Here is a 17,420-nt window from a genome sequence, read left to right on the forward strand (position 1 = left end):
CAGAATCAAAAATACGCGATTAAAATTACTTTAAATCGCAGTTAAAAAGTCATTTATCGCTTTATTAACAGCAAGGGGCTTTTGAGCATGAAGCCAATGACCTGCTCCATGAATAATTTTAGCCTTGGTGTTTTTAAAGCGTGTTGTAATTGCAGTACGATGTTCGGGCAAAATATAGTCAGAATCGTTGCCTTTAATAAAAAGAGTATCGCATAAACAAGAATTGTTTTCATTAACATTGGATGTGATTGTCGAATATTTTTCATTAAGCACATTTAAGTTAAATCGCCATGCAAAACGACCTTCTTCATTTTTAGCGAGGCTTTTAAGTAAAAATTGTCGAACTCCAAGCTCTTCGATAAAAGGCTGCATAATTGCATCAGCTTGTTTTCGATCGTCGATTGATTGTGCTGAAACTGCTTTTAATGCTTGCAGTATTTTTGTGTGGCGAGCGGGGTAACTAACAGGTGCAATATCAAGTACAACCAATTTATTTACCAGCTCAGGATGGGTAAGCGCTAATTCCATTGCCACTTTACCACCCATAGAGTGGCCAACTAAATGGGCCTTATCTATGTTTAAATGAGCTAATAACTCAACAATATCTTGTGCCATTGCTGGGTAATTCATTTCATCGCTATGAGGTGACAGACCATGGTTACGCAAATCAACGTTTATAACATTAAAGTGTTCACTTAATGGCTTTGCAATAACATTTAAGTTTTCTAATGACCCAAAAAGCCCGTGGATCAAAATAACGTTAGGACCTTGCCCTTGTTGCTTGTAATTTAACTGCATACACGCCTCCTGAAAAATTCGCCATAGTTTGCCGAGCATTGCTCTAAAAAGCAAAAAATACAGCGACTATTTATTCAATTGGGCTTTTGTTTGTTAAATCAACAACAATCAAGTAAATATTAATATGTTTACGGGAGTGCTTGTTGTAACTCGCATTTCTGATTGGTTTGGGTATAATCACACGGGAGAAAGAAATGTGACCCGTAATGACAGGAATAACATGAAACAAATCGACATAGACGACGAATTATATCAATATATTGCAAGCAATACGCAAAGTATTGGTGAAAGTGCATCCACTATTTTACGTCGTTTATTAAATCTGAGCGGCGAAAAAATTCTAACCGCAAACGTAGAACTAACTCAAAACAATCAAACTGCGACTACGTCCACTGCCACATTAAAAAGCTCAGACCCAACGGCTGCTGAGACTACAAAAAAACAAACACCTGTAGCTCACGCACCTGTGAAGCAAAAAAGTGATAATGTTTTTAATGTACTAAATAAAGAAGAGCTGGCAATGCAAAAGGGCGTTGTTGGACGTTTTTTGTTTATTTTAAGTGCATTTTACCGTACACATAAAACTGACTTTTCGGCTGTATTAGATATAAAAGGCCGCGACCGTGTTTACTTTGCTACCAGCAAAGAAGACTTAGTTAATAGCGGCAGTAGCATGAATCCTAAAAACATAACTGATAGTGAATATTGGGTTATGACGAATTCTAATACAACGCGTAAAAAAATGATGCTTCATGAAGTGGCTCTTTGCCTTGGTTACAGTGCAGAGCAAGCTGAAAAAATTCGCGATTACCTGTAAGGAAATATAATGGCTATTCACTCAGGCGCAGGTAAAACTGCTCCACAATCGGCACTGGTTAATGTTCCAAAATTAGTATCTGCCTATTATTTAAATGAACCAGATCTTGAGCAGAACCCTGAGCATTGCGTTGCTTTTGGTACATCAGGCCACCGTGGGTGTTCTTACGATGTTAAATTTAACGAATCACACATTTTGGCGATTACTCAAGCTATTTGTGATTACAGAAAACAAAATGATATTTTTGGTCCGTTATTTTTAGGTAAAGATACGCACGCATTGAGTGAGGCCGCATTTAACTCCGCCATTGAAGTACTCGTTGCTAACGAAGTGCAAGTGATAACACAAGAAGACGGTGATTTTACACCAACACCCGTTATTAGCCATGCCATCGTTAGTCATAACAAGCTACACCCAAATGAGCTTGCAGACGGTATTGTAGTTACCCCGTCGCATAACCCTCCTGAAGATGGTGGTTTTAAGTACAACCCACCTAATGGCGGACCTGCTGATACCGATGTAACTAAATGGATTGAAGACAGAGCTAATCAACTTTTATTAGAAGACTTAGTTGAAGTTGAGTTATTCCCATTCGCTAAAGCATCGCGTTCTGGCTTTATCCGCTACGAAGATTTAATGACTCCTTATATTGATGACCTAGCAAATATCGTTAATTTAAAAGCAATCAGCGATGCAGGTATTAAAATTGGTATCGATCCACTAGGTGGTTCAGGTATTAATTTTTGGCCTGTTATTGCTAAAAAATATAATTTAGATTTAACCGTAGTTAATGATGTTGTTGATCCACGTTTTGCTTTTATGCCACTTGATAAAGACGGCAAAATTCGTATGGATTGTTCATCACCTTATTCAATGGCGAACCTTATTGCATTAAAAGATGATTTTGATGTGTCTATTGGTAACGACCCTGACTACGATCGCCACGGTATTGTAACGCCAGATGGTTTAATGAATCCAAACCACTTTTTAGCAGTGGCAATCGATTACTTACTTAAACACCGTGATTGGAATGAAGCCGTAGAAATTGGTAAAACATTGGTTTCTAGCTCTATGATCGACAAAGTAGCCGCTCGTAACAGCCGTAAAGTTAAAGAAGTACCAGTAGGCTTTAAATGGTTTGTTGAAGGCTTAAGTAAAGGCAAGCTTGCGTTTGGTGGCGAAGAAAGCGCCGGTGCTGCATTCTTACGTTTTGATGGCTCTGTATGGTGTACAGATAAAGACGGCTTTATTATGGGTCTACTCGCTGCAGAAATACTCGCAGTAACAGGTAAAACGCCATCAGCACTTTATAAAGAATTAGAACAAGAGTTTGGTTCTCCAATTTATAAACGCCTAGATGCACCTGCTACAAGCGGTCAAAAATCACGTTTAAAAGCATTGAGTGCTTCTGATGTTAAAGCAGATACACTTGCTGGCGAGCCTATTTTGCAAAAATTGACTCATGCACCAGGTAACGATGCCGCCATTGGTGGTTTAAAAGTGGTCACTGAAAATGGCTGGTTTGCAGCGCGTCCATCAGGTACTGAAGATATTTATAAAATATACCTTGAATCATTTAAAGGTGAAGCGCATTTAGCGTTACTTGAAAAAGAAGCTAAAAAGCTTGTAGATTCAGTTATAAGCTAACTTAATCTAATAATTTTAAAACGGCTGATTTATTCAGCCGTTTTCGTTTCTATACCTTGTGTATTTATAAAAATATATGCATAAGAGTCTACTCTCACGTTATTTTTAAAGGGCTTATTATATGTCAGCCAATCCATCTTACTTAAATGAATTAAAACAAACGGGCGATTTTTTAACGCTTAGTCGTGACAACGAATGGCATTTAGATGCAGGTGAGTTTGTTTTAGATAATGGGACTCGTGTAAATATACACGATACCGGAGTCATTGAGTTTCAACCTGCTGTTACAACGTCAAAAGATGTAGTTTATTCAAGCGCTGTACATGGTAACGAAACTGCGCCAATTGAAATTTGTGATGCGCTCATTAAACAAATTATAAAAGGCGAGCTGATACTTAAGCAGCGCGCTTTGTTTATTTACGGTAATCCACAATCAATTAATATTGGCCTGCGTTTTGTAGAAGAAAACTTAAATAGATTATTCAATGGTCACCATACAGTTGAAGGTGTACCAATGAATAATGAGCGAAACCGCGCTGCAAAGCTTGAGCAATACGTAAGCGATTTTTATGCCCGTGGCGAGCAAGGCAGTAGCCGAAGTCATTACGACTTACACACTGCAATTAGAGGCTCTAAAAACGAAAAATTTGCTGTGTATCCATTTTTACATGGTAAGCCATGGAAAAAGTCGCAGTTACAATTTTTATTGAGTTGTGGTGTAAATACCGTGCTTATGATGAAATCTCCTGCAACAACATTTAGCTATTATTCGTCATTTATACACGGTGCTGATTCTTTTACGGTAGAGCTGGGTCAAGTTAAGCCATTTGGTCAAAACGATATGGGTCGCTTTGAAAAAACAAAGCAAACCTTAACTGCATTAATTAGTCAAAATGAAGTTAAATACCCTGATTTTAATGCAAGCCAGTTTGAATTGTTTGCAGTGCACCGGACAATTAATAGAACGCAGCACGATTTTAGTTTTCCTTTTTCTGACGATGCAGAGAACTTTACTGGCTTTGCGAAAGGTGAACTACTTGCAACCGACGGTGATACAGCGATTTACGCTGACGTTGAAGGAGAGGCTATTATTTTTCCAAATGCGAGCGTAGCATTAGGGCAAAGAGCACTCCTTACTGTTATTCCAATGGATATTGATAGCAATTTCATCTAATTTAACTCATCAGACCACTAGTAACTTAAAGTTAACTATATGATTACTATTAATTAAAGTAACCGTATCGTTAACTTGCCACTTATTTAGCCAGTATTTGCTTTTGTTTCGTCCCAGATCTGTTGAATAACACTTTACGTTAACGTAAAGTGTTGGCAGCTTTAATTAAAGATAGTGCAGATGTTGCAAAGTTTAACCAGCAACAATCACCCACAATAATAATTTAAAGGGGCACTGTTTTACCGACAACAAAAGAAGGTAGGTTATGAGTAATCCAAATAACGTATCGCTGAATATTAACCACGAGCTTGAATTTATTGATGGTCAAGCGCTTAATATTCCAACCCTTAGTATTTTAACTGAGGACGGCGACATCCATCCTAGTGCAACCGCACCTGACATTTCAAAACATACCGCTATTAAGTTATATGAAACAATGCGTTTTATACGTTTGTTAGATGAACGTATGCAAGGCGCGCAGCGCCAAGGCCGTGTTAGTTTTTATATGCAATGCCTAGGCGAAGAAGCCGCAGTTACAGCTTCTGCTGCTGCACTTGATCAAGACGATATGATCATGGCTCAATATCGTGAACAAGCTGCATTGCATTACCGTGGTTTTACGCTTGATCAATTTATGAACCAAATGTTTTCAAATGAATTGGATTTAGGCAAAGGTCGCCAAATGCCAATCCATTATGGCTCTAAAGCGCTAAACTACATGACGATTTCATCGCCATTGGGTACGCAAATACCACAAGCAACGGGTTATGCATATGGCCAAAAAATAAAGCACATCGACGCTAAAACAGGCGAGCTTGCCAGCACAATTGATAATGTGACTATTTGTTACTTTGGCGAAGGTGCTGCATCTGAAGGTGACTTTCATGCAGGTTTAAATATGGCCGCTGTTCACAGAGCGCCGGTTATATTTTTTGCACGTAATAACGGCTATGCAATATCAACCCCTGCTGATGAGCAATTTAAAGGTGATGGTATCGCCTCGCGTGGTGTGGGTTATGGCATTAAAACAATTCGTGTTGATGGCACCGATGCACTTGCTGTGTATGCAGCGACTAAAAAAGGACGTGAAATAGCCTCAACACAAGGTGAACCTGTACTTATTGAGTCAATTGCTTATCGATTAGGCGCGCATTCTACGTCAGACGATCCAAGTGGTTATCGATCTAAAGATGAAGAAGCAAATAATCAAACCTGTCCTATTGATAAATTTAGAAAATGGCTGGTCAAACAAGACTGGTTAAACGAAGAAGACGACATAAAAGCAAAAGAGTCGATTCGTGAAGAAATTTTAGCAGCGCTAAAGCGTGCTGAAGTTGTTGCCAAGCCTGCTTTAGAAGAATTGGTTTCAGACGTTTACGATACACCTATTCCCTTATTGCAACGCCAGTACGAACAATTAAAAGAACATATAAAGCAGCATCCAGATGCTTACCCAGTAACCGCAGGGAGAATTAAGTAATGGCTAAAATGAACATGCTTCACGCAATTAACTCTGCCCTCGATATTACGATGAACGAACACCCTCAAGCCTGTATTTTTGGCGAAGATGTTGGTTACTTCGGTGGTGTATTTAGAGCAACATCAGGCTTGCAAGAAAAATACGGTAAGCATCGTGTTTTTAATACGCCTCTAACCGAGCAAGGTATTTTAGGTTTCGCTAATGGCTTAGCGGCATTTGGTGCGCCTGCATTGGCAGAAATTCAATTTGCTGATTATATTTTCCCAGCGTTCGATCAAATAGTAAATGAAGCTGCTAAATTTCGTTATCGCAGTGGTAACGAATTTAATGTTGGTAACTTAACTATTCGTACGCCTTATGGCGGTGGTATTGCAGGTGGCTTATATCACTCGCAATCACCCGAAGCTTATTTTGCGCACACACCTGGCTTAAAAGTGGTTGTACCGCGTAACCCTTATCAGGCTAAAGGTTTATTACGTGCCTCTATTAAAGATGATAACCCGGTCATATTTTTTGAGCCTAAGCGTTTATATCGTGCATCAACAGGCGAAGTGCCTGAAGAAGATTATAGTATTGAATTAGGCACGGCTGAAGTAGTACAAGAGGGTACCGATATTACGCTTTTAGCGTGGGGTGCTCAAATGGAGATTATTGAAGAGGCAGCACAGCAAGCAAGCGAGCAAGGTATAAGCTGTGAAGTAATAGATCTTCGTAGTATTTTACCATGGGATGTTGAAACGATTGCTAAATCGGTTATTAAAACCGGCCGTTTAATCGTGAGTCATGAAGCGCCTATAACTAATGGCTTTGGTGCCGAGATAGCAGCAACAATACAACAAGCGTGTTTTTTGCATTTAGAGTCGCCAATTTTACGTGTATGTGGCCTAGATACACCATACCCGTTGGCACTTGAAAAAGAATACGTACCGGACGCACTAAAAGTGTTGGCTGCAATTAAACAATCAATGGATTTTTAGGGGTTACCATGGCTAAAGATTTTATATTACCCGATATTGGTGAAGGCATTGTTGAATGCGAAGTTGTTGAGTGGCTAGTTCAAGAAGGCGATACCGTATCTGAGGATCAGCCAATTTGTGATGTGATGACAGACAAAGCATTAGTACAAATTCCGGCAGTGCATGATGGTGTTATTACAAAGCTATATTATCAAAAAGGTGAAATTGCTAAAGTACATGCACCTTTATTTGCTATGGATGTAACTGGTGATAGTACGAGTAATGAAGTAGTTCAAGAACCTGTACAAGCTGAAAATCAAACTAATAACAATGCATCTGATGTAGTTGAGGACTTTATACTACCAGATATTGGTGAAGGTATTGTTGAGTGTGAGATTGTTGATTGGTTAGTCGCAGAAGGCGATGAAATAGAAGAAGACCAAGCGGTTTGTGACGTAATGACCGACAAAGCATTAGTACAAATTCCGGCAAAATATACAGGCACAGTGCAAAAGTTATATTACCAAAAAGGTGAAATAGCAAAAGTACATAGCCCGTTGTTTCAAATGACAATTGCAGGCAGTGCAGTAAAGCCAAGTGTTGATATAAACCAAGCGGTCGTTAAAGCTCAAACTAATGCTGTCGCTGAAAAAGTTGCCCCTGTTAAAACGCAGGAAGCTACTAAAGTTATCAATCAAAAAGCGGTGGCGTCGCCTGCGGTTCGCCGTAAAGCACGTGAACTTGATGTTGATTTAACCTGTGTACCAGGTAGTGGTAAAAATGGTCGAATTTACAAGCAAGATATTGAAGAGTTTGTAAAAGGCGAAGTGCCAAATACTATTGATACTGCACCGCTTAATAGCTATGCTTCTCAAAGTGCAGTACAAAATCAAACGCAGAATCAAAGCGGTGGCGTACGAGTAGAGCTAATTAAAGGCATTAAAGTGGCTATGGCCAAGCAAATGGTAGCTTCGGTTTCAACTATTCCGCATTTTACGTTTAGTGATGAAATAGACTTAACACAGCTTATAGCTTTGCGCAGCTCCTTAAAAGAGCAGTACAAAGCACAAGGCGTAAAGCTGACCATGATGCCATTTTTTGTAAAGGCATTATCATTGGCAATGAAAGAGTACCCTGTACTTAATTCAAAAGTGAATGATGAATGCTCAGAGCTAACTTATTATAACGATCATAATATTGGTATAGCGGTTGACTCAAAAATTGGCTTGTTAGTCCCTAATATTAAATCGTGTCAGAGTAAAAGCATTGTAGATGTGGCAAATGATTTAACTCGCTTAACTCATTCAGCGCGAGAAGGGCGTGTTGCACCGGATGATTTAAAAGGTGGGACGATTAGCATCTCTAATATTGGTGCAATTGGCGGCACTATCGCAACCCCTATCATTAATAAACCAGAAGTGGCTATTGTTGCATTGGGTAAACTGCAGCACTTACCGCGTTTTGATGAAAGTGGGCAAGTTGTGAGTAAAGCTATTATGCAAGTGAGTTGGTCTGGCGATCATCGCGTTATTGATGGCGGGACTATTGCTCGTTTTAATAACCTATGGAAATCGTACTTAGAAAATCCATCGGCAATGATGATGGCAATGAGTTAATAATATAATTGTTGAAACCTGATAAAAACCAGCAATTTGCTTAATGCCGATCAGTTAAGAAATATTTGACGATCCATTGACCGATCTTCTGGTTAGTTTATAAAGGCTTCTGAATTTATTCAGGAGCCTTTTATTTTGCAACTCACTACCGCACTTTCTCTTGCCAATAGCTACGCACCCAATTCAGAAGGCTTAGGTCAACTGAGTGATTTTTTATGTCCTGACTTTATCAAACAATGCGCTGAAACCGCTGGTGTCGCGACGATAAGGAAAAGAAGGCTTCCTGTTGAGATGGCCGTTTGGACAGTCATTTGTATGTCGTTTTATCGTGAAGACCCACTGTGGAGTATTGTCAGTAAATTAGGGCTCGCTTTACCAGGTAAAAAAGAACTCGTTGCACCCAGTGCGGTTGTACAGGCTAGGCAGCGGCTTGGGGCTGATGCCGTTAAACAGGTTTTTGAGAAAAGTCAGCAAATGTGGAATGCTGATGCGAACCATCCCACATGGTGCGGGCTATCACTACTGGGTGTTGATGGTGTTATTTGGCGCACACCGGATACTGCTGAAAATCAACATGCATTCTCCGTGTGGAAAAATCAGCATGGTGACACGGCTTTCCCTCAGGTTCGCATGGTGTGTTTGATGGAGTTAACTAACCTGAGTTCTGCTTAAGCGATAACTAATGCGTTAAGCTCTACGTCAGTTAAATTAAGGTGTGGCTTCTTTTCTTTCAAGCAATAAGCCACCAATCCAGCGACTAAATTCAACATAAAGCCGTTCATACTCCGATGTCTTGAATGTTCAATGAAGGATATGTTCTTGAGCTGGTCATTAATTGTTTCGATTATAAAGCGTTTTGAAAGCATTGCTCTATCCCATAATGACATCGCTTTTGCCTTCATATTTTTGCGAACCGTCGTAATGAGCTTTACCCCTTTATCGAGTAAATCGGCTTCTAAAGCTTTACTTAAATACCCTTTGTCACCATATAATTTATCCGTCAGGCAGCTCGCTAACTCACGCACTGGTTGAGTATCATGTACATTTCCTGTTGTCACTTTCGCAGCAACAATTTCACCATGGTGATTAACGATTAAATGTAGCTTGAAGCCATAAAACCATCCCATTGTTCCTTTGCCACGCTGGGCTATTCCATCAAAGGTTTTGTGTCTTGGAATACGAATATTATGGCACACTTTAATACATGTGGAGTCAATGAATTCAACGCCTGTGGGTTTACCTTTAAGTGAAGTAAAATAGGCACACATCGGCACAATTACCCTTGGCATAACGGCTAAAAATCGTGTGTAACTGAGCAAGTTGGGAAATTCACTTTTGTACATAAGTGATACATAGCCAAGGTAGTAATTTTTGAAATCTCGGTGATGTGACATATGAAAACTAATAACAATAGTCATAATTTCACTGGTCGTCATACGTCCTGAACGCTGACGTTTTTGGGTGCCATCTTCGAGTAATTGTTTTTCCCATTGGGGTATAAATACTTTGCAAAAATCATCGACATCGCAAAATAATTCAACTAATTTAATCATGCCTGTTCCTTGCTTATCCAATCGTTTTTGGTCGAAAGATCGGATCTCGGAACAGGCATTTAGTTCAATTTCTTAAACGAGATTCAGGTTAACTAGCCATTTATTAATGGGGAGCGCCTTTGATAGTTGTCGTACTAGTGAAATGGTGTTGGCTGAAGACTTAATCGAGGCAACACCCGATAACTCACTGACGTTATTTGATAGAGGCTTCTATTCTCTAGGCTTACTCAATCGTTGGCATCATGCTGGGGGAAATAGGCATTGGCTTCAACCGATGAGAAAAGGCACGCAATATGAAATTGTTCGCTCTTTAGGTCGTCAAGACAAACTTATCAAGCTAAAAGCAACAGCACAAGCGAGAAAAAAGTTCGACGATTTACCACAGAGTATTGAAGTCAGGCTAGTCACAAAAACGGTTAAGGGGAAAGAAGTGAATATACTCACTTCACTGACTGATCCAATGCGTTTCCCTAAGGCTGACATTGTTGACCTCTATAGTGAACGATGGGAAATTGAACTTGGTTATCGAGAAATGAAACAAACGTTACTGAATAGTCACTTCACGCTACGCAGCAAGAAACCTGAGATGATAGCGCAAGAATTATGGGGCGTAATGTTGAGCTATAACTTGCTCCGATACCAGATGGTGAAAATGGCGCAGAAAAAGTCTGGAATATATGCAAAACACCTGAGTTTTACGACGTGTGCTATTAGTATTATTAACCTTATTCATACAATGTTTATAGAAAATGCAGGACGGATACCTAAATCAATAGAGCAATTACAAGCTCAAGTTGAACATCACATATTGCCGATAAAACGGGAGCGGGCGTATCCGAGGTGTGTGAAACCAAAACCCAGTAAATACCCCAATAAAAAATGCCAGTCCGCTGTTAACTGACTGGCATTAAGCAATTGCTGAGCTTTTTGTATATGACAATTTTAACTTAAAAAGTAAAGGCCATAGCCAACGGCCAAAGCAGGAATGGATGTATACACAGTCGCAATTACAGCCGCTTTAGGTGCCATTGCAATTGCAGGAAATAACGCATCACCATCGTTAGATATTGCATTAGCAGTTAATGCACTAAAGGGAATAATGCCTTGAATATAAAGCGTAGTAACAATTATTTGCGGGCCACAACCTGGTAAAAAACCAATCACTACAGCAATAAGTGGGGCTAAATAAGCATAATGTGCAAACCAGTTTTTTAAATCAAGCCCTGCAATATTTACTAAAATCTCAAACAACATAAACGATGCCACTACCCATGCGGTCACAAAGTGTGTGTCTTGAAGTACTTTAATAATTTTAGAAGATGGATTACATTCATCGTCTTCTGAGGTTACTTCTTTATAGCTTTCACCTTTAGAAGAATACGCCCATATAGTTACAGTAAATAACGCCATTGCAGCACCAAAAATACTAATACTTGTGCCTGTGTATTTTCCAAATTGATCAAAGTTGACATTAAATGCAATTAAAAAGGCAATAATGAGGCTTGGAATAATAGCGAACATCCAAACGGGTTTGCTTATTTTAATTATACTAGTTGGCAATACTTTAACTTGGTGTTTTTGTTCTTGCTTTGTTGGGCGTAAAAAGTCTTTTGCATGAAGGGCGTTTACTATAACACCACAAAGCGTGCCTACTACTAAGCCAATGGCCATTATGGTTAAACCTTCAGTAGGGCGAGTGGCAAGGAGTAAAAATGCGGCATCTCCCATTGTAGCTGTTAAAACAGCAACAATAGCCCCAAAACTTGCTTGGCCTTTTGTAAACTGGGTAACCACTATTATTGCACCACCACATCCAGGAAGGGCACCTAAAACGGCAGCAAAAAATATTTCTAATACCGGCGATTTAGCACTTAAATAACTAAGTTCTAATTGAGGTAAATGCTCTATGGCGTAGTAATAAATTAATAATGTAGCAGCAACAAATACGCTAACTTGAAAAAAAGCATCGCTTAGTGCTGTTATTGTAATTTCACGAAGTGATGGCACAGCTAAGCATACCAGTAAAAAAAGTGGTAATAATAAACGTTTATTTTGGCTAACAAAGCGTTTAGAAGCGGGCGTAATAAATCCTATTTGAGAGAGTAAAATCATACAGTGTTACCAATTAAATAAACTTAGTAACACTGTATATTTTAATTAAATGATAATCAATATCATTTGCATCTATTTAAATCGATTACTCTCTTTGAGTTTTTCGATGTTAAACCAATGCTACTTACGTTGAAATTCTGAGCTTGCATTCCACGTTGGCCATTGCTCTTGCTCAGAAATATCAAAACCTACTTTATAAAACAATTGTAAGTCTTGAACAGCACCCGATAAATCCCATTCGTCACGGTAACGATCACATGGTTGATGGTAACAACCGCGAAGCACTAAGCTCATGCGCTTACGGTAATTAGCTGTCTCTTCATCTGCAGCCACTGTGCCGCCACCTGCGTACATTGCCGGAATCCCCATATTAGCAAATGCAAAGTGATCAGAGCGGTAATAACCACCTGATGATGGTTTAGGATCGCCTGATATTGTTCTGCCTTGCTCTTGAGCTGCAGTTGCTAAAAACTCATCCATTTGTGATTTACCAATACCAACCACATTTATGTCTTTTACTTTGCCTAATAAATTTAAGCTATCCATGTTTATGTTAGCCACTGTTTTATTCGCTGCAATGACTGGGTTTGCTGCATAGTATTTAGAGCCAAGTAAGCCTTGTTCTTCAGCAGTTACCGCTAAAAATGTCATTGAGCGGCTAGGGTGCTTAGGTAATTTAGTGAAGGCTTCAGCTACTTCAATTAGCCCAGCTGTACCCGTTGCGTTGTCATGAGCACCGTTATAAATTTGATCGCCTTTACGTGTTTTGTCTGTACCTAAGTGATCCCAGTGAGCTGAGTAAATCACATGCTCATCTACTTGCTCACTTCCTGGTAACGTGGCGATAAAGTTATACGACACCGATTTTTTAATCGTATTTTTAACATTAACAGAAGCAGTTAAATCGCCCATATCAACATGGTAAGCACCTTTAGCTGCGTTTTCTTTCGCAGTATCAAAATCTAAACCTGCTTTAGTGAAAAGCTCTTTTGCTACGTCAGTTGTAACCCAGCCTTCAACGGCTACGCGGTCCATATTGTTGTTTTCTTTTTGAAAACCAAACTGCTCACCGCTCCAAGAGTTTTCAACTACTGACCATGGGTATGACGCAGGTGCTGTTTCATGAATAATAATTGCGCCAGCTGCACCTTGTCGACTTGCTTCTTCATATTTGTATGTCCAACGACCGTAATAAGTCATAGCATCGCCAGTAAATAAAGCAGGGTCTTTTGTTGCAAATCCCGGATCGTTAACCAGCATTACAACCGTTTTGCCCTTAACGTCTAATCCTTCGTAATCATTCCAATTGTATTCAGGTGCATTAACGCCGTAGCCCACAAATACAAGTTCAGAATTTTCTATGCCTTCTTGTGCGCTAATGCGGCTGCTACCCATAACCATGTCTTTTTTATATTGATAGTCTTTACCACCAATACTAAGCACCATGTTCGAATCAGCTTCTAAAGAAACCAATGGCACTTCTTGTAAGTAACTGTCGCCATTACCAGGCTCTAAGCCTAAAGCTTTAAACTGCGCAGTTAAATAATCAAGCGTTAGCTTTTCGCCCGGTGATGAAGGAGCACGGCCACCAAACTCATCCGATGCGAGTACTTTTACATGTTTAGCCAGTTCATCAGCTTTAATACTGTTATATCCATTTGTTACATCAGTAGGGGTAATACTTGTTGTTGCGCAACCAGCTAAAACAGCAGTAGCGAGGAGTGTGAGAGAGAAATAATGTTTCATGTCAGCTCTTTTTTGTTTTAAGTTGTGATTAGTATATTAACTTCTATTAAGCAGAACCAGTTTTTACGGTAAACTTCTCGTAAATTATAGGCATAAATTGTTAAAGGTTTAAATGAAGCGTTTTACTCCCCCCGAGCAGTGGCAAATCAGTAGTTTAGAAACAGGTGCATTTGCGCATTTACGTGAGCTATTTAAAGTTAACGAACTAACAGATTGGCCGGCGCCGCAGTGGTTTTCTCCATTTTTAACCGCTATAAATGAGAATAATATTCCTATTACTTTTGAAGATGATGCAAAGGTAGAGTTTGGCGTTCGCTATTACGAGCAAGTAATTTTTGAAACGGGTGTTGTACCTACACGCAGTGAAAATTGGCATGACTTATTTGGTGGGTTTATATGGTGTTTATTTCCAAAAACCAAAGCGTTAATAAACCATAGACATGTGCAAGATATAGCTGAGCATGGACTGCAACAGCGTACTAAGCATCGTAATGCACTAACGCTTTTTGATGAATGTGGCGTTGTATTAGCTATAAGTGAGAGTAAATGGCAGCAGTGGCTTTGCGATCACCAATGGAAAACTGCATTCGTTGAACACAGACATGAGTGGGGTAAAACAATAAAACCTTTTATGTTTGGTCATGCTAATTATGAAATGCTAACAAAGCCTTATATAGGTTTAACGGGTAAAGCGTTATTTGTTTGTGTACCTAATGAAATATTTTGTAAAGACTTAGTAACTCAATACCAGTACCTTGACCAAGCCCTTTATGAGATGATTAATACAGATAACTGCTTAGCTGATAACAAAAAGCTTTCGCCACTGCCTTTATTAGGAGTGCCTGGCTGGCATGACGAAAACAAAGACGACTCTTTTTACAACAATACAGATTATTTTAGAGCGAAACGAAGGATGCGAACATGATAGAAGTTGCTGGGCTTAAAAAGAAATTTAAGCTAACTAAAGATCACAAAAAAAATAAAATAGACGACATCGATCCTCGTGAAGATAAAGACTACTTTCACTCAGTACGAGACGTTAGTTTTAGTTGCGCTAAAGGTGAGGTACTTGGATTGCTCGGCCCAAATGGTGCGGGTAAAACGACGACACTGAGAATGATTTCAACCGCGTTAAAGCCCGATGAAGGCTCAATAACGATTGCCGGAAACGATATTGTAAAAAAACCGCTATTGGGACGTAAGTCTATTGGTTTTTTATCAGGCTCTACGGGGTTGTATGGCCGCTTAACTGTAAAAGAAAACATAGAGTATTTTGCAAAGCTTCATGGCATGAACAAAAGCGATATAGCAACGCGTTGTGATGAGCTTTTTACATTGCTTGATATGCACAAATTTGTAGATAAACGGGCAGAAAACCTTTCAACAGGTATGAAGCAAAAAGCAAATATAGCGCGTGCAGTTGTTCATCGCCCAGCAGTTGTTGTGCTTGATGAGCCAACAACGGGCCTTGATATAATGACAACACAAACCGTTATTAAATTTATCAAAGGTTTAAAGGCGCAAGGGACGCCTGTTATTTTCTCAACCCATCATCTAGATGAAGTTGCTCTTTTGTGCGACCGAGTCGCTGTAATTAACGAAGGTATTAGCTGTTTTGACGGAACAGTAGAAGAGTTTAAACAAGCAGGCAATAGTGATGAGCTTAACCAAGCGTTTATGAACATATTAACGGAGAAACATGATGTTTGAGGTATTTAAAAAGGAATTAAGAGAGTTATTACGCGATAAAAAAACGCTATTATTTGTAGTCGCGCTCCCTGTTGCTATATTTCCGTTATTGTTTGCCGTAATGGCATTTATAAGCTCGCAAGCTGCAATGGACGCTGAGCAAAAAGTAAATACTTACGCGATTATCAACGGTGACTACGCACAAGAGTTTACAGATAAAGTGTTTTATCACAAAAGTTTTGAGCTTTATAAAGGGGATAAAACCTTTAACAATATTGATGAGCTTAAAGCAGGTGTAATCGCTGGCGATATTGATATGGGTATTTATTTACCAAGTCATGCTGTGCAAACATTGGACGATGGAAAACAAAGCCAGTGGCAGGTTGTTTTTAACGATTCAAAATCTATCAACTTTTTATTCGAACGCGTTAAAGAACTTGCAAAAGAATACAGTGACGTGCTGCAAACTCAAAAGCTAATCAGTTTTGGTATTGAAGAGTCTGTTCAAAAATCTATTCTTAATCCAATTGAAGTCATAAAAGTAGATACAGCCGATAAACGTGAAAACCTTGGCGAAAAAATTGGCGGGTTTTTACCTTACCTACTTATTCCATTAGTATTGATGGGGGCAACTTATCCCGCTATTGATTTAGGCGCTGGCGAAAAAGAACGTGGCACGCTAGAAACACTCCTACTTACACCTATTACGCGTACAGAGTTGGTGCTTGGTAAATTTATAACCTTGTTAACTACATCCATTGCCTCCACAACCATAACCGTCTTAAGTATGGGCTGCTGGATAGCACTGGCGCTCGCATTTGCCGATCTTGATTTTATTAAAGCCGCATTTAGTACATTAGCAGTTACCGATTTACTGATGATATTTTTACTATTATTACCGGTTGCAGCTATATTTTCGGCCTTAGCTCTGGCTATATCTATCTATGCTCGCACGTTTAAAGAAGCGCAAAACTATATGGCACCACTTAGTATGGGCGTATTTTTCCCGATTATTATTTCAATCATGCCAAATATGGAACTCACTGCTAAAACAGCATTTATTCCAGTTACAAACGTGGCTTTAGCGATTAAAGAAATAGTAAAAGGGACTGTTGATTACACATTCATTGGCTTAATATTTTTAGCCACTGCAATCATTGCAGCAGGGCTACTGGCCTTTTGCGTTAAGTGGTTTAATCGCGAAGATGTACTTTTTAGATGATATAAAGTTATTCTGGCTTTGGTAATTTATTACCAAAGCCAGTAAGCGTATATTTAAGTTTTATAGCAGCGTTTAGCTGCTATTTTTATATGTTGATTTTAATTATGGAAATCATCAATAACACCAATACCCTTAATTACGTGATCTATTTTTAAGTAAGAAAATTATGTTGATAACAAAGCAAAAACTTCTTTATTTAATTGTTATCACTAATTGCTCTACCTCCTGCATCCATGCAGTCGTATAACAGGAATTTTAACGCAGTTAAAGTCAGATTTAATCCCTGAAATTGATCAAGTATTATTGCGGATTGGTATAAAAAATCTTTTAAACAGCTGTTTACGAATGTTGCTCTCATGGTCATTAGTTCCCAATGTTCAGATCTGTTCAGAACGTATTAACGTACTCTATGCTTATAATTTCCTCAGTGTTTATTAATTTAGGTTAGGCGTGTTGAACTTTTGTGGGTGAAATTTCAAAAATAGACCTGTTCTTTAGTCAAAATACAGCCTAAATAATGTGGTGTTACTTATAAGGGATTATTTATAAATAGGCGATAGCGCAGCATAAATGCCAACATACGCTGCCAATTGCATTCTCCCTTATGGCT

13 protein-coding genes and 2 pseudogenes are annotated in these 17,420 nt (G+C 39.1%); 11 read left to right on the top strand and 4 right to left on the bottom strand.

The features are described 5' to 3' along the window. Positions 1-30: 30 nt before the first annotated feature. On the bottom strand, positions 31-798 hold the full coding sequence (locus AC0VZ4_RS09290; protein ID WP_475441535.1) for an alpha/beta fold hydrolase: 768 nt from the start codon (positions 796-798) through the stop codon (positions 31-33). A gap of 220 nt (positions 799-1,018) precedes the next feature. Between AC0VZ4_RS09290 and seqA the strand changes: the two genes are divergently transcribed. The 7 genes and pseudogenes from seqA to AC0VZ4_RS09325 form a co-directional block, all read left to right on the top strand. Continuing rightward, on the top strand, positions 1,019-1,615 hold the full coding sequence (seqA, locus tag AC0VZ4_RS09295) for a replication initiation negative regulator SeqA (protein ID WP_475441536.1): 597 nt from the start codon (positions 1,019-1,021) through the stop codon (positions 1,613-1,615). 9 nt (positions 1,616-1,624) lie between these two features. Continuing rightward, complete coding sequence (gene pgm / locus AC0VZ4_RS09300; RefSeq protein ID WP_475441537.1) at positions 1,625-3,262, top strand: phosphoglucomutase (alpha-D-glucose-1,6-bisphosphate-dependent); 1,638 nt, start codon at positions 1,625-1,627, stop codon at positions 3,260-3,262. A 121-nt stretch (positions 3,263-3,383) separates the two neighbouring features. Continuing rightward, the gene (gene astE, locus AC0VZ4_RS09305) at positions 3,384-4,436 is read left to right on the top strand and encodes a succinylglutamate desuccinylase (RefSeq protein ID WP_475441538.1); all 1,053 of its coding nucleotides are present in this window, start codon (positions 3,384-3,386) and stop codon (positions 4,434-4,436) included. Between the two features lie 265 nt (positions 4,437-4,701). Continuing rightward, positions 4,702-5,916 (top strand): thiamine pyrophosphate-dependent dehydrogenase E1 component subunit alpha, encoded by a 1,215-nt coding sequence (locus AC0VZ4_RS09310; RefSeq protein ID WP_475441539.1) that lies wholly within the window; start codon positions 4,702-4,704, stop codon positions 5,914-5,916. Further along, a complete protein-coding gene (locus AC0VZ4_RS09315) occupies positions 5,916-6,893 on the top strand; it encodes an alpha-ketoacid dehydrogenase subunit beta (RefSeq protein WP_002962936.1) in 978 nt (325 codons plus the stop codon). Before AC0VZ4_RS09310 ends, AC0VZ4_RS09315 begins: the two co-directional genes overlap by 1 nt. Before the next feature lie 8 nt (positions 6,894-6,901). After that, positions 6,902-8,488, top strand: coding sequence for a dihydrolipoyllysine-residue acetyltransferase (locus AC0VZ4_RS09320; protein WP_475441540.1), 1,587 nt, complete (start codon positions 6,902-6,904; stop codon positions 8,486-8,488). Between the two features lie 135 nt (positions 8,489-8,623). Then, positions 8,624-9,145 (top strand): annotated as a pseudogene (locus tag AC0VZ4_RS09325) (transposase domain-containing protein); the annotation flags it as partial. An 11-nt stretch (positions 9,146-9,156) separates the two neighbouring features. Here AC0VZ4_RS09325 and AC0VZ4_RS09330 read toward each other — a convergent pair. Beyond that, positions 9,157-10,041 (bottom strand): IS982 family transposase, encoded by an 885-nt coding sequence (locus tag AC0VZ4_RS09330; protein ID WP_475441595.1) that lies wholly within the window; start codon positions 10,039-10,041, stop codon positions 9,157-9,159. 79 nt (positions 10,042-10,120) lie between these two features. On the opposite strand from AC0VZ4_RS09330, the pseudogene AC0VZ4_RS09335 reads away from it, so the two are divergent. Then, positions 10,121-10,942 (top strand): annotated as a pseudogene (locus AC0VZ4_RS09335) (IS4 family transposase); the annotation flags it as partial. A 41-nt stretch (positions 10,943-10,983) separates the two neighbouring features. On the opposite strand, the gene AC0VZ4_RS09340 reads toward AC0VZ4_RS09335, so the two are convergent. Then, positions 10,984-12,153: a putative manganese transporter gene (locus AC0VZ4_RS09340; protein ID WP_475441541.1), complete on the bottom strand. Its 1,170-nt coding sequence runs from the start codon at positions 12,151-12,153 to the stop codon at positions 10,984-10,986. A 120-nt stretch (positions 12,154-12,273) separates the two neighbouring features. Then, complete coding sequence (locus AC0VZ4_RS09345; RefSeq protein WP_475441542.1) at positions 12,274-13,899, bottom strand: M28 family metallopeptidase; 1,626 nt, start codon at positions 13,897-13,899, stop codon at positions 12,274-12,276. A gap of 112 nt (positions 13,900-14,011) precedes the next feature. On the opposite strand from AC0VZ4_RS09345, the gene AC0VZ4_RS09350 reads away from it, so the two are divergent. The 3 genes from AC0VZ4_RS09350 to AC0VZ4_RS09360 are packed head-to-tail and all read left to right on the top strand — an operon-like array spanning position 14,012 to position 16,810. Next, positions 14,012-14,824 carry a DUF3025 domain-containing protein gene (locus AC0VZ4_RS09350; RefSeq protein ID WP_475441543.1) on the top strand — a complete coding sequence of 271 codons (813 nt, stop codon included), beginning with the start codon at positions 14,012-14,014 and terminating at the stop codon, positions 14,822-14,824. After that, entirely contained in the window at positions 14,821-15,609 is a 789-nt protein-coding gene (locus AC0VZ4_RS09355) for an ABC transporter ATP-binding protein (protein ID WP_165743220.1), read from the top strand. The genes AC0VZ4_RS09350 and AC0VZ4_RS09355 overlap by 4 nt, the downstream gene beginning before the upstream one ends. Beyond that, complete coding sequence (locus AC0VZ4_RS09360) at positions 15,602-16,810, top strand: ABC transporter permease (RefSeq protein WP_096793171.1); 1,209 nt, start codon at positions 15,602-15,604, stop codon at positions 16,808-16,810. The genes AC0VZ4_RS09355 and AC0VZ4_RS09360 overlap by 8 nt, the downstream gene beginning before the upstream one ends. The last annotated feature ends 610 nt before the right edge of the window (positions 16,811-17,420 follow it).

The organism is Pseudoalteromonas sp. QJM3NY_22 (assembly GCF_056173065.1).